This window comes from Saccharothrix sp. ST-888 (assembly GCF_000955975.1).
Taxonomy (GTDB): Bacteria; Actinomycetota; Actinomycetes; order Streptomycetales; family Streptomycetaceae; genus Kitasatospora.
Map to the genome: position 1 here is coordinate 1 of NZ_JYJF01000023.1, position 24969 is coordinate 24969.

Genomic DNA, 24969 nt, shown 5'->3' on the forward strand with positions numbered 1-24969 from the left:
GCGTCGCGGAGAAGTGGGACCTCGTCATCTTCGGCACCGAGATCGGTACCGCCTACTCCGAGCTGGTCGACCCGGTCGAGCAGCGGGCCCGGCTGACCGCCCAGTCGCTGCTGGCGGCCGGCGGCGACGTCGAGGCGATGCAGGTGGACGAGGACTTCCTGCGCGCCCTCGAGTACGCGATGCCGCCGACCGGTGGCCTGGGTCTGGGCGTGGACCGCCTGATCATGCTGCTCACCGGCAAGAACATCCGCGAGACCGTGCTGTTCCCGCTGGTCAAGCCCGACCAGCGGGGGGCCGAGGCGAAGAGCGCCAAGGCCGGGGCAGAGAGCGAAACCGAGTCGGACACCGAGGAGTGATCTGAATGGATTACGTCGCAGCGATTGTGCCGCCGCTGGTCATGGCGATCGGCTTCGGCTTCCTGGTGCGGGCCATCATCCGCAGCCAGGGCGGCGCCCAGAAGGGCAAGGAGGACGCCGCCGCCGACCTGCTGGCCGCCCGTACCGCCACGGTCGCCCCGGCCGGTCCCGCCGCCGAATAGCAGCGTCCGACGCCCGGCGCGCCGTCACCCTCCGGGGTGGCGGCGCGCCGGTTTGCTTGCGAATCGCCAATTTTGTCCGAATCAGTTCCTATCCTGGCCGGACTATGGTGCGGCAACTCGGAGAACTTGAGAACGACATCATGACCAGGGTCTGGCAGTGGAACCGCCCGGTCACCGTTCGCGAGGTTCTGCAGGATCTGCAGTCGGAACGCGATATCGCGTACACCACTGTCATGACGGTGCTCGACAAGCTCTACAGAAAGGGCTGGCTGCGCCGGGACCAGGTAGGGCGGGCGTATCGATATGAACCCGTCTCCTCCCGCGAGGCATACACCGCCGCCCTGATGAACGATGCGTGGGCGACCAGCGACAATCCGGCCGCGGCACTGGTCCACTTCTTCGGGCTGATGTCACCCGAGCAGCGCGAGGCGCTGCGCGACGCACTGCGGGTTGCCGCCGTGTTCCCGGATCCGGAACCCGATCCGGAGCGACTTCCCGATCCGCATCCCGATACCGGTGGGACCCCGGGGCCGTCGGCGCGATAACGTCCCGCCATGGAGGTCACCATCCGCCGGGCGCGGACCACTGACGTGCGGGCAGTACGACGCCTCATCGACGCCTACTCACGGGACGGCATTCTGCTCGACAAGCCCACCGTGACGCTGTTCGAATCCGTCCAGGAGTTCTGGGTCGCCGAGCGCGACGACAACGGCACGGTGGTGGCCTGCGGCGCGCTGCACGTGATGTGGGAGGACCTGGCCGAGGTGCGCACCCTGGCCGTGGATCCCGCCTGCACCGGACACGGTATCGGGCATCTGTTGCTGGGCAAGCTGCTGCAGACCGCACGCTGGCTGGGCGTACGTCGGATTTTCTGCTTGACGTTCGAGGTGCCGTTCTTCGCGAAACACGGTTTCGTCGAGATCGGAGAGGTCGGTGAAACCGACGATGGTACGACAGATCCGGCGGCCATCGCTACGGATGTCTATGAGGAACTTCTGCGTTCGTACGACGAAGGCGTCGCCGAGTTCCTCGACCTGGAGCGAGTGAAGCCCAACACCCTGGGCAACTCACGCATGCTGCTGCACCTCTGAACGGAGCTTGCGGCGACGGGAGCGGAGCACACGACCGGCAAGGGTTTGTGTTTTCCGGGAAAAGGCGGTTTCCTTTCCCCTAGGCAATGGATCGTTTACGCGGAAAGGGAAGCCCGTGGCACAGAGGGTGCAGGTCATTCTTGAAGACGATCTCGAAGGCGGTTCGGCGGACGAGACCGTGACGTTCGCTCTCGACGGCGTTGCCTACGAGATCGATCTGAAGAGCGTCAACGCGGACAAGCTCCGTGGTCTGCTGGCCCCGTACGTCGAGAAGGGTCGCAAGCAGAGCGGCCGCCTGACCACCGCCCGTCGCGGTGCCGGCCGCGGCGCGGGCCGCCCGGCGGCGGCCGGCGCTCCGGACACCGCGAAGATCCGCGCGTGGGCCAAGGAGAACGGCTACGACGTCAACGACCGCGGCCGGGTTCCGAGCAACGTCCGTGAGGCGTACGAGGCGGCCAACGCCTCCTGACGGCGGCCGTCAGCGGGCCGGCGCCAGACCCCACAGGTCGCGGGCGCAGGCATCCGCCAGGCAGTCGAGCAGTCGCAGCAGATCGGGCGAGCGCAGGTCCAGACCCGGGCCTGACTCCCCGCGCCGCAGCCACACGGCCTGCGGCCCGGCCGGTCGGCGATCGGGGCGCGGGGATTCGTCCTCCGCGCCCCGCGGCCGTGGCAGCCGCACACCGGCGGCCTCGCGGCCGCCCCGGGCCGGGCCACCGGCCCTGGCGGTGAGGCCGAGCCCCAGTTCGGCGCCCCAGCCGAGCCAGTGCAGCAGCTCGGGAACGGCCTCGCCGGTCCCCTGGGCGAGCAGGAAGGCCGCCAGTCCTCCGTGGGCCACCACGGGGCCGTACGGGCGCCGCAGGCGGTCCAGCCGCCGCAGCGCGGCCAGGGCGACCGGTCGCCGCAGCTCGACCCGGTCCGAGCCCAGCAGCGCCACCGCGGGGTCCTCCGGCGGGCCGGGGCGGGCCGAAGGACCGCCGGGCGGGGTACCGGGCGTGCGGGCGGACGTCCGGGCCGGGGTACGGGGCGGCGCTGCGGTCATGGGCTGTGCAACGCTGAAGTGGCAGGACGGTCACGCCGTGCCACCTGAACGGTGGCCGCTGACCCGCCGTCACCCCGGCGGATCCCGGCAGGCGTCCGTCGGCAGACTTCTCGCGAGGCGAACACGGCCGACGCGGAAACTGCGCGAATCTCGCCGGAACACCGGGTATGAATGCAGGTGGACGGGGCTCTCGGGGTCCGTCCGTGCGATCTGTCAGGACCGGTGGCTCCGTCCACGGCAGGCTCTGTTCGCCGATGGCGTAGCGATAACCGGTGCAATGGGCCCACCTGTGGGAACACCGTCTCCCAGCATCGGGTTGGGAATGGTGTCGGCTGGTCGCGCAGCACTTGCTCCCACGTAAGTAGGAGCAGTCCGTGAGCCGCGCCGCTGAGCGGGACTAGCATGCGGAAGGACAGGGCGGGGACAGTCCCCGAACTGCCCGACCGCTCTGAGGAGCGATAAACGATGTTCGAGAGGTTCACCGACCGCGCGCGGCGGGTTGTCGTCCTGGCTCAGGAAGAAGCCCGGATGCTCAACCACAACTACATCGGCACCGAGCACATCCTCCTGGGCCTGATCCACGAGGGTGAGGGTGTCGCCGCTAAGGCCCTGGAGAGCCTCGGGATTTCGCTCGAGGCGGTCCGCCAGCAGGTCGAGGAGATCATCGGCCAGGGCCAGCAGGCCCCGTCCGGTCACATCCCCTTCACCCCCCGGGCGAAGAAGGTCCTGGAGCTGTCGCTCCGCGAGGCCCTTCAGCTCGGCCACAACTACATCGGCACCGAGCACATCCTGCTCGGCCTGATCCGCGAGGGCGAGGGCGTCGCCGCCCAGGTCCTGGTGAAGCTGGGTGCCGACCTCAACCGGGTGCGTCAGCAGGTCATTCAGCTGCTCTCCGGTTACCAGGGCGGCGGCAAGGAGTCGGCGACCGCCGGCGGCCCCGCCGAGGGCACCCCGTCGACCTCGCTGGTCCTCGACCAGTTCGGCCGCAACCTCACCCAGGCCGCCCGCGAGGCCAAGCTCGACCCGGTCATCGGGCGCGAGAAGGAGATCGAGCGGGTCATGCAGGTGCTGTCCCGCCGCACCAAGAACAACCCCGTGCTGATCGGTGAGCCCGGCGTCGGCAAGACCGCCGTGGTCGAGGGCCTGGCCCAGGCGATCGTCAAGGGCGAGGTCCCCGAGACGCTGAAGGACAAGCAGCTCTACACGCTGGACCTCGGCGCCCTGGTCGCGGGCTCCCGCTACCGCGGTGACTTCGAGGAGCGCCTGAAGAAGGTGCTCAAGGAGATCCGCACCCGCGGCGACATCATCCTGTTCATCGACGAGCTGCACACCCTGGTCGGCGCCGGCGCCGCCGAGGGTGCCATCGACGCGGCTTCGATCCTGAAGCCGATGCTGGCCCGTGGCGAGCTGCAGACCATCGGCGCCACCACGCTCGACGAGTACCGCAAGCACCTGGAGAAGGACGCCGCCCTCGAGCGTCGCTTCCAGCCGATCCAGGTCGCGGAGCCGTCGCTGCCGCACACCATCGAGATCCTCAAGGGCCTGCGCGACCGGTACGAGGCGCACCACCGCGTCTCCATCACCGACGCCGCCCTGGTCGCCGCCGCCACCCTGGCCGACCGGTACATCTCGGACCGCTTCCTGCCGGACAAGGCGATCGACCTGATCGACGAGGCCGGCTCCCGGATGCGCATCCGCCGGATGACCGCGCCGCCGGACCTGCGCGAGTTCGACGAGAAGATCGCCGAGGTCCGCCGCGAGAAGGAGAGCGCGATCGACGCGCAGGACTTCGAGAAGGCCGCCTCGCTGCGCGACGACGAGAAGCAGCTGCTGACCGCGAAGTCGAAGCGCGAGAAGGAGTGGAAGGCCGGCGACATGGACGTCGTCGCCGAGGTGGACGAGGAGCTCATCGCCGAGGTCCTGGCCACCGCCACCGGCATCCCGGTCTTCAAGCTGACCGAGGAGGAGTCCTCCCGCCTGCTGCGCATGGAGGACGAGCTGCACAAGCGCGTCATCGGCCAGGAGGACGCCATCAAGGCGCTCTCCCAGGCGATCCGGCGTACCCGTGCGGGCCTCAAGGACCCGAAGCGCCCGGGTGGTTCGTTCATCTTCGCCGGTCCGTCCGGTGTCGGTAAGACCGAGCTGTCCAAGACGCTGGCCGAGTTCCTGTTCGGCGACGAGGACGCCCTGATCTCCCTCGACATGTCGGAGTTCAGCGAGAAGCACACCGTCTCGCGGCTGTTCGGCTCGCCCCCTGGCTACGTCGGCTACGAGGAGGGCGGCCAGCTCACCGAGAAGGTGCGCCGCAAGCCGTTCTCCGTCGTGCTCTTCGACGAGGTGGAGAAGGCCCACCCGGACATCTTCAACTCGCTGCTGCAGATCCTGGAGGACGGTCGCCTGACCGACTCCCAGGGCCGCGTGGTCGACTTCAAGAACACGGTCATCATCATGACGACCAACCTCGGCACCCGGGACATCTCCAAGGGCTTCAACCTGGGCTTCGCGGCCACGGGTGACACCGCTTCCGGCTACGAGCGGATGAAGGCCAAGGTCAGCGAGGAGCTCAAGCAGCACTTCCGTCCTGAGTTCCTCAACCGTGTCGACGACATCGTGGTCTTCCACCAGCTGTCCGAGGAAGACATCATCCAGATCGTCGACCTGATGATCGACAAGGTGGACGGCCGCCTCAAGGACCGCGACATGGGCCTGGAGCTCAGCGTCGAGGCCAAGAAGCTGCTGGCGAAGAAGGGCTACGACCCGATCCTGGGTGCCCGTCCGCTGCGCCGCACCATCCAGCGCGACATCGAGGACCACCTCTCCGAGAAGATCCTCTTCGGCGAGCTGCGGGCCGGCCACATCGTGGTCGTCGGTGTCGAGGGTGAGGGCAAGGAGGCCAAGTTCACCTTCCGGGGCGAGGAGAAGTCCCCGGTGGCGGACACCCCGGCGGCGGTCGCCTCGACCGGTCCCGACCTGACCAAGTAACACCAGCTCACAGCAGCAAGGGCCGTGGCCCCCGACTCTCCGTCGGGGGCCACGGCCTTTGCTGTTTAAGGTTTGTTGAAGCAGTGTTGCCGAAATGCGTCCCTCGGCTTTGCCCGCCCTGTGACATACCGCACGGCGACTCCCGCCGATCGGGGGGTTCCCCAGCTGGTTCGGGTGCGATGGACGCGCCATCCGCCTGGCCGTGAGCGGCACCTGACCGATGGTCAGCCGATCGGACGGCAGCGGAGGATAGCGCCGTGGCCATGTCATGGTCAAGGACTATCTTTATTACCCCATCCTTCGGTCAAATGTCCTCCACCTGTCTTTCATTGGTTCACCGGCAGGGCCAACAGCTGTGCCGGCATGGGGAGGACGTCACCACGTTGAAGATATCCAAGAGGGCCGCCGCGGCCACCGCTGCCGTGGCGGTCACCGCCGCGCTCGGCGCCGGGCTGCTGCCCGGAACAGCCTCAGCCGCACCGGTCTCCATCACCAAGGACCCGGCCGATGCCGCCCTGTCCCAGGCTGCCAAGGTCGACCACGACCTTCCGGGGCCGCTGACCGAGAAGGTCAAGGCCGAGCAGAAGGCCGCCACCGAGCAGCTGCTGGCCGGCACCGCCAAGGTCGAGCAGCACGGCTCCAGCACCAGCGTCAAGCTGGGCCGCGACAAGTACGTCGAGCTCGCCCGGCAGCGCACGGACAAGATCTTCACCATCCTGGTCGACTTCGGCGACCAGGTGGACAACACCACCAAGACGGCGGACGGCAAGGTCAAGTACGGCGGCACCCCCGGCCCGCAGCACAACCAGATCGCGCAGCCCGACCGGGCGGCCAACAACTCGACTGCCTGGCAGGCCGATTACAACCAGGCCCACTACCAGGACCTGTACTTCAGCAAGGACAAGCCCTCGCTGAAGACCTACTACGAGCGCCAGTCCTCCGGCCGCTACTCGGTCGACGGCCAGGTCTCCGACTGGGTGCGGGTACCGTGGAACGAGGCCCGGTACGGCTCCGACTTCTGCGGCCAGCACGTCTGCTCCAACGCCCAGGACCTGATCCGCGACGCCGTGGACATCTGGTACAAGGACCAGCAGGCCAAGGGCCAGACGGAGGCTCAGATCAAGGCCACGTTGGCCCAGTACGACCAGTGGGACCGGTACGACCACAACCACGACGGCAACTTCAACCAGCCCGACGGTTACATCGACCACTTCCAGATCGTGCACGCCGGTGAGGACCAGTCCGCCGGCGGCGGCAAGCAGGGCAGCGACGCGCTCTGGGCCCACCGGTCCTACGTCTACGGCAACCTGAACGGCCAGGCCGGCCCGGCCGACAACAAGCTGGGCGGCACCCAGGTCGGCAACTCCGGCATCTGGATCGGCGACTACACCATGCAGCCGGAGAACGGCGGCCTCGGTGTCTTCGCGCACGAGTACGGCCACGACCTCGGTCTGCCGGACCTCTACGACACCTCCGGCTCCGGCGACGACAACTCGGTCGGCTTCTGGTCGCTGATGTCCTCCGGTTCCTGGCTGGGCACCGGCAAGAACGAGATCGGCGACCGCCCGAACGACCTGGACGTCTGGAGCAAGCTCCAGCTCGGCTGGCTGAAGTACGACAAGGCCAAGGCCGGTCAGGACTCCGTCCACCTGCTCGGCCCGGTGGAGTACAACACCGCCCGCCCGCAGGCCCTGGTGGTCAACCTGCCCAAGAAGACGGTCACCACCGAGATCAACACCCCGTTCGAGGGCAAGAACGAGTGGTGGAGCGGTAGCGCCGACAACCTCAACGTCACGCTGACCCGCGACCTCGACCTCACCGGCAAGACCTCCGCCAGCCTGAAGGCCAAGGGCTGGTACGACCTGGAGCAGGACTTCGACTACGCCTACGCCGAGGTCTCCACCGACGGCGGCGCCAACTGGAAGGCCCTCGACGGGACCTTCAACGGCACCGCCATCCCGAAGAACAACGCGGGCGCGGCCGGTCTGACCGGCAACTCCGGCAACACGTGGGGCGACCTGGTCTTCCCGCTGGACGCCTACGCCGGCAAGGCGGTCAAGGTCCGCTTCCGCAACACCACCGACGGCGGCCTGCACCTCAAGGGCCTCGCCCTCGACAACATCGCCATCACCGTCAACGGCGCCGTCGTCTTCTCCGACAACGCCGAGAACGGTGACAACGGCTGGGCCGCCACCGGCTTCTCCCGCATCTCGGGCAAGTTCTCCAAGGACTACGACCAGTACTACCTGGTCGAGAACCGCCAGTACGTCTCGTACGACTCGACCCTCAAGGTCGGCCCGTACACCTTCGGCTCGGCGGCCAAGCCCAACTGGGTCGAGCACTACGCCAACCAGAACGGCGTGCTGATCTGGCTCTGGGACACCTCCCAGGCCGACAACAACACCAGCGCCCACCCCGGCAGCGGCCTGATCCTCCCGGTCGACGCCCACCCGGCCCCGCTGAAGTGGTCCGACGGCACCTACATGCGCTCGCGCATGCAGGGCTACGACTCCACCTTCGGTCTGGAGAACACCGACGGCCTGAAGCTCCACAAGGCCGACGTGCTCACCACCATCCCGTCGTCGAAGGCCGTCCGTACCTTCAACGACCACACCACCAAGTACTGGGACGCCGCGACGAAGACCAGCAGCGTCCAGGTGCCCGACACCCACACCAGCATCTCGGTCGTCTACCAGAGCCTCAACAAGCTCGAGACCGTGATCGCCGTCCGCCCGGTCAAGTGAACTGACCTGACGCGGTAGGTGTCCGGTGGCCCCCGGCGGAGTGAATCCGCCGGGGGCCACCGTCAGTTGGCGGCCGGCCGGGGCGCCGGGTGCCGTGCAACGGAGTCGGGGCTAGAGCAGGGCGAGGAACGCCGCCATGGCCTCGGCGATCTCCTCGGGCGTCCAGTCGAGGGCTTCGGCGGCCACCGTGATCTCGGTCATCGAGTGTCCGGCGAGGCCGGGTTCACCGGGTTCGAGCCAGCCCCAGAAGAGGGCGATGCCCTGCTCCTCGGCGAGCCGCAGGCCCGCCTCGTCCAGGTCCTTGGCGGGGTGGGGCAGCCAGAACTGGAACTGGTGGGTGTGCGGCGGCTCGGGGAAGACCCGGGCTCCGGGCACCTCGGCCAGTGCGGCGGCGACCGTCCTGGCGTGCGCCACGTAGGCGTCCAGGCGCGGGAGTTCGCGGTCCAGCCCGGCGAGTGCGGTGAGCACGGCGGGCCACTGCTGGTAGAGCTGGCCGCCGTAGCGGTGCCGCCAGGCGCGGGCCTCGCGGACGAAGTCCGCCGGGCCGGCGAGCGCCGCGCCGCTGATGCCGCCGAGGGTCTTGTAGAAGGAGACGTACACCGAGTCCGCCAGGGCGGCGATCTCGGGCAGGGTGCGGCCGAAGTGCCGGACGGACTCCCAGAGCCGGGCGCCGTCGAGGTGGACGGCCGCTCCTCGCTCCCGGGCCGCGGCGGTCGTCTCGACCAGCTCCGGCCAGGTCGGCAGGACGAATCCGGCCTCCCGGAGCGGGAGTTCGACCGTCAGACTGCCGAAGTGCTCGCCCAGGGAGTGCAGTTCGGCGGCGGTGGGGAGCCTGGGAGCGGTGGTGGGCCAGACCGCGTCCAGACCGCTCAGGCGCGCGTACGCCCGGCGTTCGTGCACCTCGGGGTGGGCGAGCGGGTGCATGGCGACCGTACGGTTGCCGCTGCGTTCGGCCCAGATCCGCAGGGCGGCCTGCTGGGCCATGGTGCCGCTCGGGAAGAAGACGGCGTCGGGCTTGCCGAGCAGGTCGGCGACCCGGAGTTCGAGTGTCCGGGTGATGCCGTCGCCGTAGAAGTCGGGGCGCTGGTCGAGGTCGTACACCGCACCGCCGTCGGTGGACGGCCCGTGCAGCGCGGCCAGTTCGGTCAGCCGCTCGCGGATGCTCGCCGGGCGGACGCCCGAGAGCAGCCGGTCGCTGCGCCGGAACGCGGCGAACCGGCGCTCCCGCGGGCTGTCGGCGGAGCCGGTGTCAGGTTCGTAACCCATCCGCCGATAATCCCCGATCCGGCCCTGACGCAACATGCCTCGGACACAGATGAGTTGAGGGAAGACCCGAACCGGCCGGCCCGACCGGGCGGGCGCCTCGGAGGACGCGGGAAACTCCGCGACCGGCCCCTTACGCAGGCGCAGCGTCTGTCCGTCGGGTTCCCACGCCCCGGATCGCCGTGCCCCCCCGGGGGGCGGCTAGCGCGGCGGGTAGAGCGAGTAGCTGGGGAAGTTGCCGTACAGCTTCTCGTCCGCGCCCTCCGGGCCGTGGGTGACGGCCCGGACCAGCAGGTCGCCGCCGACGAAGGCACCCTTCCAGGAGGCGCCGAGCCCGCCGAACACCTCCTCGCGGTCGCCCCGGCTGCGCGGCCTGTTGATCCCGATCTTGAAGGCCAGCAGGTCGGGGGAGATCCGGTCGGCGAAGCCGAGGTCGTCGGTGGCGAGCGAGGCGACCAGGGAGCCGTTGCCCGCGTTCATCGCGGCGAGCAGCTCGGACTCGGTGTCGACCAGGACGACGGAGTCCAGCGGGCCGAACGGCTCGGAGTGGTGCAGCGCCCAGTTGGCGGGCGGGTCGAGCAGGGCCGCGGGCGCCAGGTAGGCGTCCGTGGACTGACCGGCGACGAAGCCGCCGTCGTCCAGGCTGCCCCGGTAGAGCGGGACGGCCCGGCCGGCCACCGCCGCGTCGAACCCGGCCCGGAGTTCGGCGGCCTTGGCGGCGTGGATGACCGGCCCGAAGTCGAGCTCGGGCAGCGGGTCCCCGGGGTCGGCGACCGCCAGCGGATGGCCGAACCGCAGCCCGGCGAGCACCCCGAGATAGGTCTCCAGGAAGGCGGGGAAGAGCGAGCGCTGCACGACGTAGCGCGGGTAGGCGGTGCAGCGCTGCTTGGCGTACTCGAAGCCCTTGCGCAGGTGCGCGGCGAGCGCGGGCCAGTCGGTGAAGTTCCAGACGCCCCAGGTGTTGAGGCCCTCCTGCTCCAGGAAGTGCCGCCGGCCCAGGTCGGCGAGCGCGGTGGCGGCCTTGCGGCCGTTGGCCCGGCCGCCGACGAAGGCCAGCGCGCCCAGGCCCTCGGCGCGGATCAGCGCGTCGGCGATCCGGCCGCCCATGCCGGAGAGCAGGGTGGCGGGCAGTCCGGCGCGGTGCATGACCGCATGGGCGAGGGTCAGGCAGTGGAAACCGCCCTGCGACGGGGTCTTGGCGACCACCGCGTTCCCGGCCAGCAGCTGCACGAGTTCGGCGTGCACCTGGACGCTCATCGGGTAGTTCCAGCTGGCGATGTTGGAGACCGGCCCGGGCAGCGGTGTGCGGCCTTCGAGCTGGCGGTCGATGTTGTCGAGGTACCAGCGGACGCCGTCCAGCGCACGGTCGACGTCGGCGCAGGCCAGCCGCCAGGGCTTGCCGATCTCCCAGACCAGCAGCAGGGCGAGCAGTTCGCGCTGCTCGGCCAGGCCCTCGACGGCCGCGGCGACCCTGGCCTTGCGCTCGTCGAGCGGGACCCTTCCCCAGTCGGCGTGCCGGTCGATGGCGAAGGACACGGCGCGCCGTGCCTCCTCGATACCGACCCGGGGCGGCCCGGGGATCGGGGTGCCGTCGAGCGGGGTGGTGTGTCCGCCGGGAGTGCCGACGGCGCGCCACTCGCCGCGTACCAGGTTGAGCAGTCGGTCGGGAGTGAAGGCCTCCGGCGCGGCCCGTACGCAGCGGGCGTACGTCTCGCTCCAGGACGTGCCGGGTTTGAGCTGCGGTGCCGCCATGGGGAGGTCCTCCGGTAGGGGAAGGGGACTCGAACAGGACGGTGCTGCCGTGCCGAGCCAGCCTGGCACGGGTGGGCCGAACGGGGACAGCGGGCGGCCCGGCGGCCTGCGCTGGAACTGTGCCCCGGCTCACGATTCCCGGCCCGCCGGGCCGGGCAGCCGACCGCCTGCCGGGCACCGCGGGTGGCGATTGTCACAGTGCGCGGGACCGATACGAGGTCCGGTAGTAGCCGGGGGCGCCCGAGCGGGCCGCCGGACCGCCGGGGCCGCCCGGGAGCTTCCGGCCCCCGCCGTGAGCTCGCCGGAGTCCGGCTGGAACCGGACAAATGGGATGATCCACTCGAAAGATCATTGCGTCGAGGGGTCGAAGATCACCAGGTGCGGGGACTACCTGCCGTAGTAGGTGGCGGGTTTGGGGACCACCCGCAGCGCCGGTTTAGATCTGTCTTGTCCCCCAGCCCGGCGAGCCTTCAGCGGCTCAGCGCCGGGCTGCTCCCGTCCCTGAGGTGCTGCCACCCGATGCCTTCCCTCCATACCGCCCGCCGCCGGCTCGCCGAAGCGATCACTACCGGAAGCGCTACCGCCACGGTCGGCGCCCGCAAGTTCGCCGAAGCAGCGGCCGCCGGACGGACGAGTGCCGAGATCGGTGCCCGCAGGCTCGCCGAGGCGACGGCCGCCGGACGGGCGAGCGCCGTGGTCGGCGCCCGCAGGCTCAGCCGCGCCGCCGACGCCCGTACGCCCGACCGCCTCCGCCCCGCCGTCGAGTGGGTGCAGGGGAACCGGTCGACGGCGGCCTGGAGCGCCACGACGGTGCTGGCCTTCGGCGTACTGCTGCTGCCCAACGCCGCCTCGGCGCACACCGTGCACCCGACCACACCGGGCAGCTCGGCCTTCACCTCGGCCTCCGTGCCGTTCCACCAGCTCGGCCTGGTGCAGGTCGCCCAGCCCACCCCGTACCAGCAGCCGCACTCGGTCAAGTCGCAGGACGCCGTCGCGGTGGCCGCCAACCTGGCGCCGAGCGCCGTCCCGGCGGCACCGGCGGCACCGACGGCCGAGCCCGCGGGCCAGCCGGCCGCGGTCGGTCCGGCCCCCGGCTCCGCCTGGTCCGCCCCGATCCCGGGTGCCCTGATCAGCAACCCCTACGGCAAGCCGAACCGGGAGTACGCCGCCGGCTACCACACCGGTGTGGACTTCGCGGTCGGCTCCGGCACCCCGCTGCTCGCGGTCGGCCAGGCCACCGTGGTCTCGGCGAAGTGGGACGGCGCGTACGGCAAGGAGGTCGTACTCCGGCTGCCGGACGGCCACTTCGCCCAGTACGCGCACATGTCCTCGCTGGAGGTCGGCGCCGGGCAGTCGGTGTCGGCGGGTCAGGAGATCGGCCGCTCGGGCACCACCGGCAACTCCACCGGGCCGCACCTGCACTTCGAGATCCGCAGCGCCAACCGGTACGCGGCGGTCATCGACCCGATCGCCTACCTCTCGGCCCGCGGGGTCAGCGACTTCTGAGCCACGCACGCCACGCACGCCACGCAGCGCGCCCCTTCCGCCTCCTCGGCGGGAGGGGCGCGCTGCGTCAGACCTCCGAGAGCTCGATCCGGCCGGCGATCTCCAGCGCGACCGTCAGCGCGGCCTCCATCGCCTCGGCGACCGTCGACGCCCTGGGATCGGCGCACCCGCCGGAGACCGACTCCTTGAGCAGGAAGAACGCGGAGTTGATGGCGAACAGCGCCATGGTGGCGCGCAGCCGGTCCGGGAAGGTGGCCTCGGGCCCCTGGACCAGGCGGATCATCGCCAGCATCCGCTCCTTGAACTCCAGCCCGGCCTTCGACTCCCGCAGCGCGGGCTGGTTCTCGTGGAAGAACCGCAGCAGCGGCGCCCGCGAGGCCATGCCGGCGGCGAAGCGGCGGACGAGTTCGTCCCGCAGCTCCGGCGACCACGGCTGCTCCTGGCCCCAGGCGATCACCTCGTCGATCGGCGCGGCCATACTCTCGATGATGCCGTGGACGATGTCGTCCTTGGTCTTGAAGTGGTAGTAGAGGGCGGCCTTGGTGACCCCGAGCCGATCGGCGATCTCGCGGAGCGAGGTCTTCTCGTAGCCCTGCTCCGAGAAGAGCTCCAGCGCCACGTCGAGGATCCGCGCCCGGGTGTCGGTACGGGGGCTCTGCGTCGTACTCATGCCGTACTGGCCTGCCTTGTGACTGCGGGGGTGGGGCGGTCGCGCACCGGTTGCGGCGCGCGCCTTGGGCTGCATTGTCCCTGCCCAGGGCCGCTCCGCCGAAACTGGCTTGACGCCCGGCTAGTACACAACCTACCGTGCCAATTGATAATTCACTAGCCGGTCGTCAAGTAAGTGTGCCGAGGAGCCCGTCACGACGGGGCCCGAAGGACCCGACCGGCACTGCGCTTCCGGGAGACGCACCATGTCACAACAGCAGGTCGAGGCCTCGGCGGTCGAACCGCCGACCGCCGAGGGGGCGACCGAGCCCGCGCCGAGATCACACCGCGAGATCCGCCTGGTGATGATCGGCCTGGTGGTCGCGATGCTGCTGGCCATGCTCGACAACCTGATCGTCGGCACCGCGATGCCGACCATCGTCGGCGACCTGGGCGGAGCCGAGCACCTGTCCTGGGTGGTCACCTCGTACACCCTGGCCACCGCCGCCTCGACGCCCATCTGGGGCAAGCTCGGCGACCTCTACGGCCGCAAGGGCACCTTCCTCACCTCGATCGTGATCTTCCTGCTGGGCTCGGCGCTCTCCGGCCTCTCGCAGAGCATGACCCAGCTGATCGCCTTCCGCGCGGTCCAGGGCCTGGGCGCCGGCGGTCTGATGGTCGGCGTGATGTCGATCATGGGCGCACTGGTGCCGCCGCGCGACCGCGGCAAGTACCAGGGCATGTTCGCCGCCGTGATGGCCCTCGCCACCATCGGCGGCCCGCTGGTCGGCGGCTTCATCACCGACCACCTGAACTGGCACTGGACCTTCTACATCAACCTGCCGCTCGGCATCCTGGCGCTCGGCTTCATCGTGGTCACCCTGAAGCTGCCCAAGGTCCGCTCCAGCGCCAAGATCGACTACGTCGGCGCGATCCTGCTCACCGCGGGCATCACCTCGCTGGTCCTGATCACCACCTGGGGCGGCCAGCAGTACGCCTGGGGCTCGAAGCAGATCCTCGGCCTGGCCGTGCTCGCCGTCGCCTCGCTGATCGCCTTCTGCTACGTCGAGCAGCGGGTCGACGAGCCGATGCTCCCGCTCGGCCTGTTCCGCAACCTCAACTTCAGCCTGGTCTCGCTGATCGGCTTCATCGTCGGTTTCGCGATGTTCGGCGCCGTCACCTTCCTGCCGCTCTACCAGCAGACCGTGCAGGGGGCCTCGGCGACCAACTCCGGCCTGCTGCTGATGCCGATGATGTTCGGCATGCTGGTGGTCTCGCTGGTGGTCGGCCAGACCGTCACCAGGACCGGCAAGTACCGGATCTTCCCGATCATCGGCACCGTCGTGATGGTCGTCGGCTCGGGGCTGCTCTCCACCCTCTCGACCGACACCAGCCGGTTCACCTCCTCCTGCTACATGGCGGTGCTCGGCGCCGGCATGGGCTTCCTGATGCAGATCACCATGCTGGTCGCGCAGAACAGCGTCGAGCTCAAGGACATGGGCGTGGCCAGCTCCACCGCCACCCTGTTCCGGACCATCGGCGGCTCCTTCGGTGTCGCCCTGTTCGGCGCGCTCTTCAACAACCGGGTCACCGCGACCATGAAGGAGCGCCTGCCCGACCAGCCCGCCGGAGGCAAGGGCGGCAACCTCAGCCAGACCAGCCCGGAGGCCCTGCGAGCCCTCCCGGCCCCCGTCCAGGACGCGTACCACCACGCCGTCTCCAACGGCATGCACACCGTCTTCCTCTGGGGCGCCGTGATCAGCGTCGTCGCCGTCGCGGCCGCGCTCTTCCTGCGCGAGGTCCCGCTGCGGGGCGCCGGCAAGCCGTCGGCCGAGTCGATGGAGGCCGCTGCGGTCTGACCGGGCCGAACCTCCGGGCAGACCGCCCGAACACTGCAGGGGCGCGGGGAACTGCGCGACCAGCCCGCCACCGAGGCGCCTGGCCGCTCGCACGGTTCCCCGCGCCTCCGCTGTTTCCACCGCTGTTTCCAACGCGCCGCAGCGATCGGCCGGACCTGCTGTGCGGTGTCTGCCGGAAAGCCCTACTGCGGCAGCCGGTACACGCCCGGGGCGACCGGTTCGGCCAGGCCGTCCGCGACCAGGCCGTCCAGCGCCCTCGCCCGCTGCACCGGCTCCGGCCAGACCGCGTCCAGCCGCTCCTGCGCCACCTCGCCGTGCGCGTCCCGCAGCACCGCCAGCAGCTTGCCGCGCACCTGCCGGTCGGTGCCCTCGTAGGACTGGCCGCGCCGCGCCGGGCCTTCGTACGGCGGCCGGCCGGCCCGCTGCCAGGCGCAGTGGCCCCGCAGCGGACAGGCGCCGCACTCCGGGCTGCGGGCGGTGCAGACCAGCGCGCCGAGTTCCATCACACCGACCGCCCAGGTGGCGGCGGTCTCGGCGGTGGCGGGCAGGTACTCGGTGGCGGTACGGCGCTCGGCGGCAGTAGTCGCCTGGGCCGGGTACTCGACGCCGGTCACGGCGCGGGCGAAGACCCGCCGGACGTTGGTGTCGAGCACCACGTGCCGCTGCCGGAAGGCGAAGGAGGCGACGGCGGCGGCCGTGTACTCGCCCACGCCCGGCAGGGCGAGCAGCGCCGCGTGGTCGTCGGGCACCCGGCCGCCGTGCTGCTCGGTGATCGCCACGGCGGCGGCGTGCAGCCGCAGCGCCCGGCGCGGGTAGCCGAGCCGGCCCCACATCCGGACGGCCTCGCCCGGGGCGTCGGCGGCCAGGTCGGCGGGGGTGGGCCAGCGCTCCAGCCAGGCGGCGTACGCGGGCAGGACCCGCTTGACCGGTGTCTGCTGGAGCATGAACTCGCTCACCATGACCGCCCAGGGCGAGGCGTCGGCCGTCCGCCAGGGGAGATCACGGGCGTTGGCCTCGTACCAGTCGAGCACGGTCGAATGGAGCAGCGGCGCGGGGGTGGAGGTGATGGCAGCCATGACCCTTCGATCCTCCCACGCTTCCCGCTCTCCCCGGGCCGTCTCCCCGAGCCTGCGCAGACGGGCCGGTGTGCCCCGCCCCGGCCGCCGTACGGGCTCCGCTCGGTTTTCGCCGCCGCCACGCGACGCCGGGCCTCCTGTCTCGGCCCGCTACGAACGGGACCGGAGGGCAGGATCGTCGACGAACGACACGCCCGTCGCCCCTTCCCTCGTCCGGGTCAAATGACGGATGATGTGAATGAAGCGACGCAGGGTCAGTGTTGATGCATCAACGGGTGCGCCCAGTCTCGTAGAGTTTGCGGGTGCCCTCTCTGCGTCAACCCGTAGGACCGCTGCCCGCGTCGATCTACTGGCGGCGGCGCATCGTCGTGTCCGCTGTCCTGCTCGCTGTGCTGGCACTGGTCGTCTGGTTGACGACCGGTCAGGGCGACGGGAAGAAGCCCGCCGGCAAGACCGCGCAACCGGCCCCGGCCCAGTCGATCACCCCAGGTGCCACCCCGACCGGTCCCGCGATCACCTCCCGCCCCGGCGGCAGCGGCGGTACGAGCGGAGGCGGCGGCGTCTCGGGTGGAGGCGGCGGCGAGGTCAGCCTCACCGGCGGCGCGAGCGGCAGCGGCGGTGCGGGTGGCACCGGCGGGTCCGCCGGGTCCTCGACCGGCGGCGCGGCGGGAAGCTCCGGCGGATCCGGTGGCGGTTCGGGCGGTTCCGGCGGTGCGGTCACGCCGCCCCCGGTGAACACGGCCGAGGTGATCGCCCTCCCGCTCTGCACCGCCTCCCAGGTCACCCTGGAGCTGGCCGGTACGCAGAGCTCCTTCGAGAGCAAGGACAAGCCGCGCCTCGCGCTGACCGTCCGCAACACCTCCGGCGCCAACTGCCGGGTGGACCTGGGCCGCACGGCGTCCGCGATCGTGGTGACCTCGGCCGCCAACGACCGGATCTGGTCCTCCGCCGACTGCCCGACGGACAAGCAGAGCACCTGGGTGGAGATCGCCTCGGGCAGCGGCCTGACCGAGACGTTCACCTGGGACCGCAGCCGGAGCAAGCCGCAGTGCGCCCCCCCGGACGCCTCGACCGCCCAGCCGGGCAACTACCTGGTGCAGGCGACCCTGACCGGCCCCTCCGGCGGACCGGTCTCCGCCCGGACCTCGATCCGCCTCGACGGCTGACCCCAACCCGCCCGCCGGGCGGCGGAGTCGGGCCCTGTCGCCACTCCGCCCCCGGAACGCCGGGACGCCCCGGATCCCGACTCCCGCCCGTTGCGCGACAGTTCACGCGGCGGACGGTCTGCCATTTCGCCGAAGGCTCCAACCGCCGCTTCAACTCCCCTGTCGGAGATCCGCCCTGACGATGAAGCAGATCTCCTGCTTCTCGACCCGAGCCGGGCCGCCACCACCCCTGGCGACCTCGGCGGCGCCGAGGGCGTTCAGGCATCCGTGGCCGAGCGTCAGACGTACCGCTCCAGGATGGACGATTCTGCGAGGCGCGACAGCCCCTCGCGCACCGAGCGGGCCCGCGTCTCGCCGACGCCCTCGACGGTCTGCAGGTCGTCGATGCTGGCGGCGAGCAGCTTCTGCAGTCCGCCGAAGTGCTCGACCAGCCGCTCGATCACGGTGTTGGGCAGCCGCGGGACCTTGGCCAGCAGCCGGTAGCCGCGCGGCGAGACCGCCGAGTCCAGCGATTCGGGCGACCCGGAGTAGCCCAGCGCCTTGGCCACGGTCTGGAGGTCGAGCAGCTCGGCGTGGGTGAGCGCCTCCAGGTCGTCGAGGACCTCGGGGACGGTGCGGCCCTTCTTGGCGGCCCGCTCGGGGAAGTAGTCGCGGGCGACCAGTTCGCGCTCGGGCTCGACACCCGCGATGAGCTCGTCCAGCTGGAGCGAGAGCAGCCGGCCGTCGGTGCCGAGCTCCAGGACGTACCCGGCGATCTCGGCGGCGATCAGCCGGACCATCTCCAGTCGCTGGACCACCGCGGCGACGTCCCGGACGGTGACCAAGTCCTCGATCTCCAGCGCGGAGAGCGTGCCCGCGACCTCGTCCAGGCGCAGCTTGTACCGCTCCAGGGTGGCCAGTGCCTGGTTGGCGCGGGAGAGCACGGTGGTGGAGTCCTCCAGCACCCGCCGGGTGCCGTTGACGTACATCGCGATCAGGCGCATCGAGTGCGAGACGGCGACCACCGGGAACCCGGTCTGGCGGTTCACCCGCTCGGCCGTACGGTGCCGGGTGCCGGTCTCGTCGGTGGGGATGGTGGAGTCGGGCATCAGGTGCACCCCGGCCCGGACGATCTTGGTGATGTCCTTGTCGAGCACCACCGCGCCGTCCAGCTTGCACAGCTCGCGCAGCCTGGTCGCGGAGAACTCGACGTCCAGCACGAAGCCGCCGGTACAGAGCGACTCGACGGTGCGGTCGAAGCCCAGCACCACCAGGCCGCCGGTGTTGGCGCGGAGGACCCGCTCAAGGCCGTCGCGCAGCGGGGTACCCGGCGCGATGGCCTGAAGGGAAGCCCGCAGCAGGGCCTCTTCGCGGGAGGACTTGTCCGCCCGGTCGCTGGCTGCCACGTGACTCCTCCGGTCGCCCCGGACCGTTTGACGTGGCGCCCGACGGTCTGTCGCTGCTCATTTACTGCACTTCGTGCCAATTGGACAGGGCAAAGTCTAACTGTGCACGGCAATATCGGGGCCGGGGTCAGGCCAGTTCGTCGGAGTCCACCGGCTCCCACCCGGCCATCAGCTCCTCGGGATAGGCCGCGACGGCCGGCGCGGGAACCGGCCGGGAGGCCGAACGCCCCTGCGGCGCAGGGGCGTTGCCGCCCTCCGCCTTCGGCCGCGAGGGCCGGCGGCGGCCGGGGATCGCCCGCAGCGCCTCGCCGATGTCGGAGACCTCGACCACCGTCATGCCCTTGGGCACCTTGCCCGGATCCGGCGGGACCAGTGCATGGGTGAAGCCCAGCCGGTGCGCCTCGGCCAGCCGCCGCTGCACGCCCGTGACCCGGCGGACCTCACCGGCCAGGCCGACCTCGCCGATCGCCACCAGGTTGCTCGGCAGCGGGGTGTCGGACGAGGAACTGGCCACGGCGAGCGCGATGGCCAGGTCGGCGGAGGGCTCGGTGAGCTTCACCCCGCCGACCGTCGCGGTGTAGATGTCCTGCTTGCCGAGCTTCACGCCGCCGTGCCGCTCGACCACGGCCAGGATCATCGCGATCCGGGGGGACTCCAGACCGGAGGTGGTCCGGCGCGGGGAGGGGATCTGCGAATCCACCATCAGCGCCTGCACCTCGGCCACCAGCGGACGGCGGCCCTCCAGAGTGACCGTCAGGCAGGTGCCGGGCACCGGCTTGTCACGGCGCGTCAGGAAAAGCCCGGACGGGTCGGCCAGACCCGCGATGCCCTCGTCGTGCAGCTCGAAGCAGCCGACCTCGTCGGTGGCGCCGTAGCGGTTCTTGACCCCCCGGATGATGCGCAGCCGGGCGTGCCTGTCCCCCTCGAAGCTCAGCACCACGTCCACCAGGTGCTCCAGCAGGCGAGGGCCGGCGATCTGGCCGTCCTTGGTGACGTGGCCGACCAGCAAAGTGGCCATCCCGCGCTCCTTGGAGGCGCGGATCAGCGCCCCCGCCACCTCGCGGACCTGGGCCGGGCCGCCGGGGGCGCCGTCCAGCTCGGCGGAGGCGATGGTCTGCACCGAGTCCAGGATCAGCAGCCCGGGGTTGACCGCCTCGATGTGGCCGAGGACCGCGCCGAGATCGGACTCGGCGGCGAGGTAGAGGTGGTCGGAGAGCGCGTTGATCCGGTCGGCGCGCAGCCGGACCTGCCCGGCCGACTCCTCACCGGTGACGTAGAGGGTGCGGTGCTGGGCGCTGGCGGCCTTGGCGGCGACGTCCAGCAGCAGGGTCGACTTGCCGACACCCGGCTCGCCCGCGAGCAGCACCACCGCGCCGGGCACGATCCCGCCGCCGAGCACCCGGTCGAGCTCGGGCACACCGGTGGTGCGGGCGGTGGCGACCTGGCCGTCCACCTGCCCGATCGGCTTGGCGGGCGCGCTGACCGGGCCTGCGGCCGTCGTCCGGATCGGCACCGCGCCGTACTCCTCGACGGTGCCCCAGGCGTTGCACTCGGGACAGCGGCCGACCCATTTGGGCAGCTGGTTGCCGCACTCGGTGCAGCGGTACGCCGGTCGCGGCTTGGCGGTGGTCTTGGTGCGGGCAGCCATGTCGCCAACCGTAGCCGGTGGGTACGACAGCCCGGGACCGCCACCGGCCCCGGGTCGGGTCCAGGCCCGGGTCCAGGTCCCGGTCCCGGTCCGGGTCCGGGTCCGGGGCCGGGGCCGCGCAGCCGGAGCACGGCCGGTCGGGCTCCGGTCGGGCTCGCCGCCGCGTCCCCGTTACCCCTCGCCCTCGCGCCCCTGCACGCCCGGCCGGGTCCCCAGGGGCGAAGCGCGGTGTTGCTACCCGAAAGAAGTACAGCGGCCGGGATCGACCGGAAGCGCGGCACCCGTCATCCCTACCGTCGGCTCCGTGACCACCAGGCTTGCTCCCCCACCACCGGCCGGTTCCCCCGTCCTCCAGGCGTACGACCAGTGCGTCGACGGCCTGTTCACCTACTGCCTCTCCGTCCTGTGCCAGCACGACGCGGCCGTCGCCGCCGTACGGGAGGTCCGCGACCTGGCCCTGCGCCACGGCGAGCGGCTCGCCGAGCCCGGCCTGCTGCGGGCCTGGCTGTACGCGCTGGCGCGGTACGGCTGCCTGCGGCGGCTGGAGCACGGGCCCGGCCCGCAGCGGCCCCCGGCCGAGCAGTTCACGGTGCTGCCGGGCGCCGCGGCACTGCCGGGGGCCGCGACGCGCCCCGCGCTTGCCGCGCAGCGGCGGCGCGAGCTGGCCTCGCTGGCCTGGCCGGAGGCGGCGGGCACCGCTCCGGAGCAGCGGGAGGCCCTGGAACTGGCGGTGCGTCACCGGCTCCGGCCGGCCGAGGTCGCGGCCGTACTCGGGCTCCCCGCCGCGGCGGCGGACGGGCTGCTGGCCGCCGCTGCCGCAGAGGTGGCGAGGACCCGGGCGGCGCTGCTGCTGCTCGGTACGGGCGGCTGCCCGGTGCTGGCCCAGCTGGGCGGCCCGGGGGCGGCGGCCCGACCGGACCGGGTGCTCGGCCCGGCGCTCCGCCGCGAGCTGGTGCAGCACGTGGGCGACTGCCCGACCTGCCGGGAGGCGGCCGACCGGTCGGCAGCCGGACCGGGTGCCGGCCTCGCCGCGCTGCCGGAGCTGCCCGTGCTGACGGCACCGGTGACCCTGCGGGTCGGGTCGCTGCCGGGGCGTCCCGCGTACGGTGCGGCGGGGGCGGCGTTCCTGGCGGGCGCGGCGGCGGGCCGCCGGGCGCTGCGGGCCGAGTCCGCGCCCGGGGAGCTGCGGTTCGACCGGAGCGGATTCCCCCGGCACCGGGCGCCGGGCCAGGGCCGGGCGTCGGCGGGGCGCCAGCGGATGGTGACCACGGGAGTGCTGGCTGCGGTGCTGGCCGCGCCGGTGGTGGCGCTCTGGGGTGCCCACCACGGCGGCGACCGGGGTGCGGGCAGCGTGTCGGCGGTCCGGGTGGACACGGCCGAGCTGCCCGTCCCCGACGACGGGCCGGAAGCCCGCCCGGCGTCGGGTGCCCGGACCGGCGCGGGAGGGCTGCAGTTGGCCGCCGTCCGGGGCGCAGAAACGTTGCTGCCGCCGATCGCGGGCGCGGCGGTGCCCGTACCCTCCGGCAGCTCGGCCCGGCTCGACGGCCCCGGGCTGGTCGCCGCCCCGGTCGGCACCGCGCAGCCACCGGCCCCCGGAGCCGCACTGGCACCCGCGCCCGTCCCCGCACAGCTGACCGTCGAGGCCCAGGAGTTCTCCGGCCGTACGGTCATCACGCTGACCGACTCCGGCGGCACCGCACTCCAGTGGCATGCCGTCCTCGATGCCGACTGGCTCCGGCTCAGCCGGGACTCCGGCACCCTGGCGCCCGGCCAACGGATCACCATCACGGTGACGGTGGACGAGGACCGTGCCCCGCAGACCCGGTGGACCGCCCGGATCGCCTTCCCACCGTCCGAGGCCGTGGTCACCCTGGAGGGCGGCCCCGAACACCGTGGCGGCTCTCCCACGCCCACGCCCACGCAGACTGCCTCGACCGCACCGCCCCCGGGCACGCCGACGCCCTCGCCGACCCCCTCCGCCTCCTCGCCCTCCCCGAGTGCCACCCCACCGGCGGCGAGCCCGACCCCGGCCCCGACCGCCTCCGCGTCCCCCTCCCGCTAGAGCAGCCCCTCGCCCCAGTGGCCCGGCCTGGGGCAGGTCGTCAGCCGGACAGCCCGGTGATCGCGGCACCGACGTACTCGGCCCCCAGCACGACCGGCAGCACGGTGGCGATCGCGGAGTTGTGGGTGGACATCCAGGCCTTCCACTCGCCCAGCACCTTCGCGGCCCCTGGGCCGCCGCACAGGTGGACGGCGAGCGGCAGCAGGGTGCACAGCGATCCCACCAGCACCATCAGCACCAGGGCCAGGGCCTTGGCACCCGGCCCGCCACCGCTGGTCGCGATGGCGACGGCGCCGCCGACCGTCGGCAGCAGGTTCTTCGGATCGGCCGTGACCAGGGCTGCGGCCAGTCCGGCCGACCGGCCCGGGGTGAGCCGGTCGACGGCCGCCAGCCAGCCGGGCGGACGGTGCACGTGACCCTCCCGCGGCCGTTCCCGCCACCGCCTGGCGCCGAGCAGCAGGAGTAGGACCCCCACGGCCAGCCCGACCCACCACGACCAGGGGGGCCTGACTCCGCCACCGCCCGGCTCCGGGAGCACGTCCGCGCCGGTCAGGAGCGCCAGGACGACCACGACCGCCGTGGTGAGCACCGCCAGTGTCGCCGACCACCCGAGCACGAAGGCGGTGCCGTTCACCCGGCAGCGCGGGCTGGCCAGCAGCAGGACCGTCGCGACCAGCGTCACCGGACTGATCGCGACACCGACCGCCGAGGCCAGCATCTGTCCGACCGCACCGCCCAAAGCGGGCCTCCTGTCACGGGCAAGCGGACAACCGGGCAAGCGGGAGACCGGGCAGGCGAGCCCCCGGACACCCGGGCGACCGAAGTCGGACCCCGGCCCGGGTCAGCGGGGTTCGAGCGGCGGCAGCCGGTACGAGCCGTCCAGCACGGCGGCCCTGGGCTGGTACATCCGCACGATCGGCCGGAACTCGCCGGCCGGCGTCGGCAGCCAGTTCGCCGTCTCGACCGGGTCGGTCGGCCGCTCGTGCTGGAGGACCAGGGTGACCGAGCCGTCCTTCCCGTACGCCAGGCCGGGCGTGCGGTCGCCGATCGAGTAGCGGCCGATCGGGTTCTCGGTCAGCCGGCGGCCGGGCAGGTCGTAGACGGTGACCGACCAGAAGGCGTCGACCGGCGGCGGGCTGTCCAGGCGCAGGGTGTACGAGCGGGCGCCGGTGAGCGGTCTGCCCCCGGCGTCGTCGTGGGTGGTGGCGTAGGTGGCCTCGTACGCGTGGTTGCCCCAGAGGCCGGTGCGGGCGGCCGCCGCGCGGGTGAGGTAGGCGGCCCGGCGGTCGGCGGTGCGCCAGTCCCGGGAGGCGACGGTGCCGGGCCCGAAGTGGTCGAGGTTGTAGTCGAAGAGGTGCAGGCTCACGGCCCACTCCCCGGCGGGGCGGTCCTCGGCCGGACCGGTCACGGCCTCGACCCGCTCCTCGCCCGCGGCCAGCCCCTTGGCGAGGGCCGCCACCCAGCCGGGCTCGGGACCGAGGTACGGGGAGGTTCCGGTGTCCAGCAGGCCGAGCGGCGCGAACCGCTGCTGGTAGGCCAGGTCGGGTTCGGCGGGCGGGAAGGCGGCCATCCAGAGCCGGAGCCGTTCGAGGAAGCGCAGCTCCGCCGGGACGCCCGGGTCCGCCTCGGGGAGGCCGGCGTACACCCCGCCGGGCTCCAGCGGGGCGAGGGTCAGCCGCCGCTGGAGGTCGAGCACCCTGGGGAGGTCCGCCGGACCGTCGCAGACGTAGCGGCCGACGATGGTGGCGACGGTGGTCGGCGAGACGATCACCTGGACGTCCTCGGACGCCGTCCCGTGCCAGTGCGGCGGGGTGATCAGCCAGGCCTGCTCGGCCGTACCGGTGGAACGGCGGCCCAGGTAGGCGAAGTTGTTGGTCCAGGCGTCCACGAACTGGAGCACGAAGTAGCTGCCCCTGCTGTCCGGGACGTGCAGCAGGACCGGCCCGCCGGAGAGGTCCAGTTGGGCGAAGGAGTAGAGGGTGTCGCTGTTGGCCGAGGGGAGCTCGGTCCGGGGCGTGGCCGGTTCCCTGGCGTGGACGAAGCGGTTGAAGGGGGTGGGCGGCAGGCCGCCGCCCATGCCACGTTCCACGAAGGTGCCGACCATGCTGAGGCCGCGGACGATCGGGCTGCCGTAGACGTAGGCGTCGGCCGCCAGCGCCTCCAGGGCGGCATCGGACATGCGGGGGTCCCTTCCGGTCAGAGGTTCCGAC

General features: G+C 71.9%; 20 protein-coding genes. 11 read left to right on the forward strand and 9 right to left on the reverse strand.

Annotated features, from left to right (window positions below; translation table 11 throughout):
- The 5 genes from UK12_RS10880 to UK12_RS10900 all read left to right on the forward strand — a co-directional run.
- Positions 1 to 356 (forward strand): amino acid--tRNA ligase-related protein (locus UK12_RS10880; RefSeq protein ID WP_045302304.1); only part of this gene is annotated, 356 nt, incomplete at its 5' end.
- 5 nt (positions 357 to 361) lie between these two features.
- Positions 362 to 538, forward strand: coding sequence for a hypothetical protein (locus UK12_RS41140; protein WP_045302305.1), 177 nt, complete (start codon positions 362 to 364; stop codon positions 536 to 538).
- 104 nt (positions 539 to 642) lie between these two features.
- Positions 643 to 1083 carry a BlaI/MecI/CopY family transcriptional regulator gene (locus UK12_RS10890; protein ID WP_082119499.1) on the forward strand — a complete coding sequence of 147 codons (441 nt, stop codon included), beginning with the start codon at positions 643 to 645 and terminating at the stop codon, positions 1081 to 1083.
- A gap of 9 nt (positions 1084 to 1092) precedes the next feature.
- Positions 1093 to 1629, forward strand: coding sequence for an amino-acid N-acetyltransferase (locus UK12_RS10895; RefSeq protein WP_045302307.1), 537 nt, complete (start codon positions 1093 to 1095; stop codon positions 1627 to 1629).
- 115 nt (positions 1630 to 1744) lie between these two features.
- Positions 1745 to 2098: a histone-like nucleoid-structuring protein Lsr2 gene (locus UK12_RS10900; protein ID WP_045302308.1), complete on the forward strand. Its 354-nt coding sequence runs from the start codon at positions 1745 to 1747 to the stop codon at positions 2096 to 2098.
- Positions 2099 to 2107: 9 nt separating this feature from the next.
- Here the strand turns inward: UK12_RS10900 and UK12_RS10905 are convergent, their stop codons facing one another.
- The gene (locus tag UK12_RS10905; RefSeq protein WP_156178653.1) at positions 2108 to 2668 is read right to left on the reverse strand and encodes a hypothetical protein; all 561 of its coding nucleotides are present in this window, start codon (positions 2666 to 2668) and stop codon (positions 2108 to 2110) included.
- A 465-nt stretch (positions 2669 to 3133) separates the two neighbouring features.
- Between UK12_RS10905 and UK12_RS10910 the strand changes: the two genes are divergently transcribed.
- Together UK12_RS10910 and UK12_RS10915 are read left to right on the forward strand one after the other, a co-directional pair.
- A complete protein-coding gene (locus tag UK12_RS10910; protein ID WP_045302310.1) occupies positions 3134 to 5650 on the forward strand; it encodes an ATP-dependent Clp protease ATP-binding subunit in 2517 nt (838 codons plus the stop codon).
- 383 nt (positions 5651 to 6033) lie between these two features.
- A complete protein-coding gene (locus UK12_RS10915; protein WP_197084743.1) occupies positions 6034 to 8394 on the forward strand; it encodes an immune inhibitor A domain-containing protein in 2361 nt (786 codons plus the stop codon).
- A 111-nt stretch (positions 8395 to 8505) separates the two neighbouring features.
- On the opposite strand, the gene UK12_RS10920 is transcribed toward UK12_RS10915, so the two are convergent.
- Together UK12_RS10920 and UK12_RS10925 are read right to left on the reverse strand one after the other, a co-directional pair.
- Positions 8506 to 9660, reverse strand: coding sequence for a threonine aldolase family protein (locus UK12_RS10920; protein WP_045302311.1), 1155 nt, complete (start codon positions 9658 to 9660; stop codon positions 8506 to 8508).
- Positions 9661 to 9858: 198 nt separating this feature from the next.
- Positions 9859 to 11409 (reverse strand): aldehyde dehydrogenase family protein, encoded by a 1551-nt coding sequence (locus UK12_RS10925; RefSeq protein ID WP_045302313.1) that lies wholly within the window; start codon positions 11407 to 11409, stop codon positions 9859 to 9861.
- Positions 11410 to 11928: 519 nt separating this feature from the next.
- On the opposite strand from UK12_RS10925, the gene UK12_RS41145 reads away from it, so the two are divergent.
- Positions 11929 to 12915, forward strand: coding sequence for a M23 family metallopeptidase (locus tag UK12_RS41145; RefSeq protein WP_052681797.1), 987 nt, complete (start codon positions 11929 to 11931; stop codon positions 12913 to 12915).
- Between the two features lie 67 nt (positions 12916 to 12982).
- Here UK12_RS41145 and UK12_RS44345 read toward each other — a convergent pair whose 3' ends face one another.
- A complete protein-coding gene (locus UK12_RS44345; RefSeq protein ID WP_045302399.1) occupies positions 12983 to 13585 on the reverse strand; it encodes a TetR/AcrR family transcriptional regulator in 603 nt (200 codons plus the stop codon).
- A 244-nt stretch (positions 13586 to 13829) separates the two neighbouring features.
- Between UK12_RS44345 and UK12_RS10940 the strand changes: the two genes are divergently transcribed.
- Positions 13830 to 15422 (forward strand): MDR family MFS transporter, encoded by a 1593-nt coding sequence (locus UK12_RS10940; protein WP_197084744.1) that lies wholly within the window; start codon positions 13830 to 13832, stop codon positions 15420 to 15422.
- Positions 15423 to 15604: 182 nt separating this feature from the next.
- Here the strand turns inward: UK12_RS10940 and UK12_RS10945 are convergent, their stop codons facing one another.
- Positions 15605 to 16498 (reverse strand): A/G-specific adenine glycosylase, encoded by an 894-nt coding sequence (locus UK12_RS10945; RefSeq protein ID WP_045302315.1) that lies wholly within the window; start codon positions 16496 to 16498, stop codon positions 15605 to 15607.
- Between the two features lie 302 nt (positions 16499 to 16800).
- Between UK12_RS10945 and UK12_RS10950 the strand changes: the two genes are divergently transcribed.
- On the forward strand, positions 16801 to 17664 hold the full coding sequence (locus UK12_RS10950) for a hypothetical protein (RefSeq protein ID WP_063838236.1): 864 nt from the start codon (positions 16801 to 16803) through the stop codon (positions 17662 to 17664).
- A 278-nt stretch (positions 17665 to 17942) separates the two neighbouring features.
- Here UK12_RS10950 and disA read toward each other — a convergent pair whose 3' ends face one another.
- Both disA and radA read right to left on the reverse strand, forming a co-directional pair.
- Positions 17943 to 19049 carry a DNA integrity scanning diadenylate cyclase DisA gene (gene disA, locus UK12_RS10955; protein ID WP_045302318.1) on the reverse strand — a complete coding sequence of 369 codons (1107 nt, stop codon included), beginning with the start codon at positions 19047 to 19049 and terminating at the stop codon, positions 17943 to 17945.
- Positions 19050 to 19176: 127 nt separating this feature from the next.
- Positions 19177 to 20697 (reverse strand): DNA repair protein RadA, encoded by a 1521-nt coding sequence (radA, locus tag UK12_RS10960; protein ID WP_045302320.1) that lies wholly within the window; start codon positions 20695 to 20697, stop codon positions 19177 to 19179.
- Positions 20698 to 21001: 304 nt separating this feature from the next.
- Here radA and UK12_RS44350 point away from each other — a divergent pair, with 304 nt between their 5' ends.
- The gene (locus UK12_RS44350) at positions 21002 to 22759 is read left to right on the forward strand and encodes a BACON domain-containing protein (RefSeq protein ID WP_045302323.1); all 1758 of its coding nucleotides are present in this window, start codon (positions 21002 to 21004) and stop codon (positions 22757 to 22759) included.
- Between the two features lie 40 nt (positions 22760 to 22799).
- On the opposite strand, the gene UK12_RS10970 is transcribed toward UK12_RS44350, so the two are convergent.
- Positions 22800 to 23498 (reverse strand): GAP family protein, encoded by a 699-nt coding sequence (locus UK12_RS10970; RefSeq protein WP_045302325.1) that lies wholly within the window; start codon positions 23496 to 23498, stop codon positions 22800 to 22802.
- Positions 23499 to 23600: 102 nt separating this feature from the next.
- A complete protein-coding gene (locus UK12_RS10975; protein WP_045302327.1) occupies positions 23601 to 24938 on the reverse strand; it encodes a DUF1254 domain-containing protein in 1338 nt (445 codons plus the stop codon).
- Between the last annotated feature and the right edge of the window lie 31 nt (positions 24939 to 24969).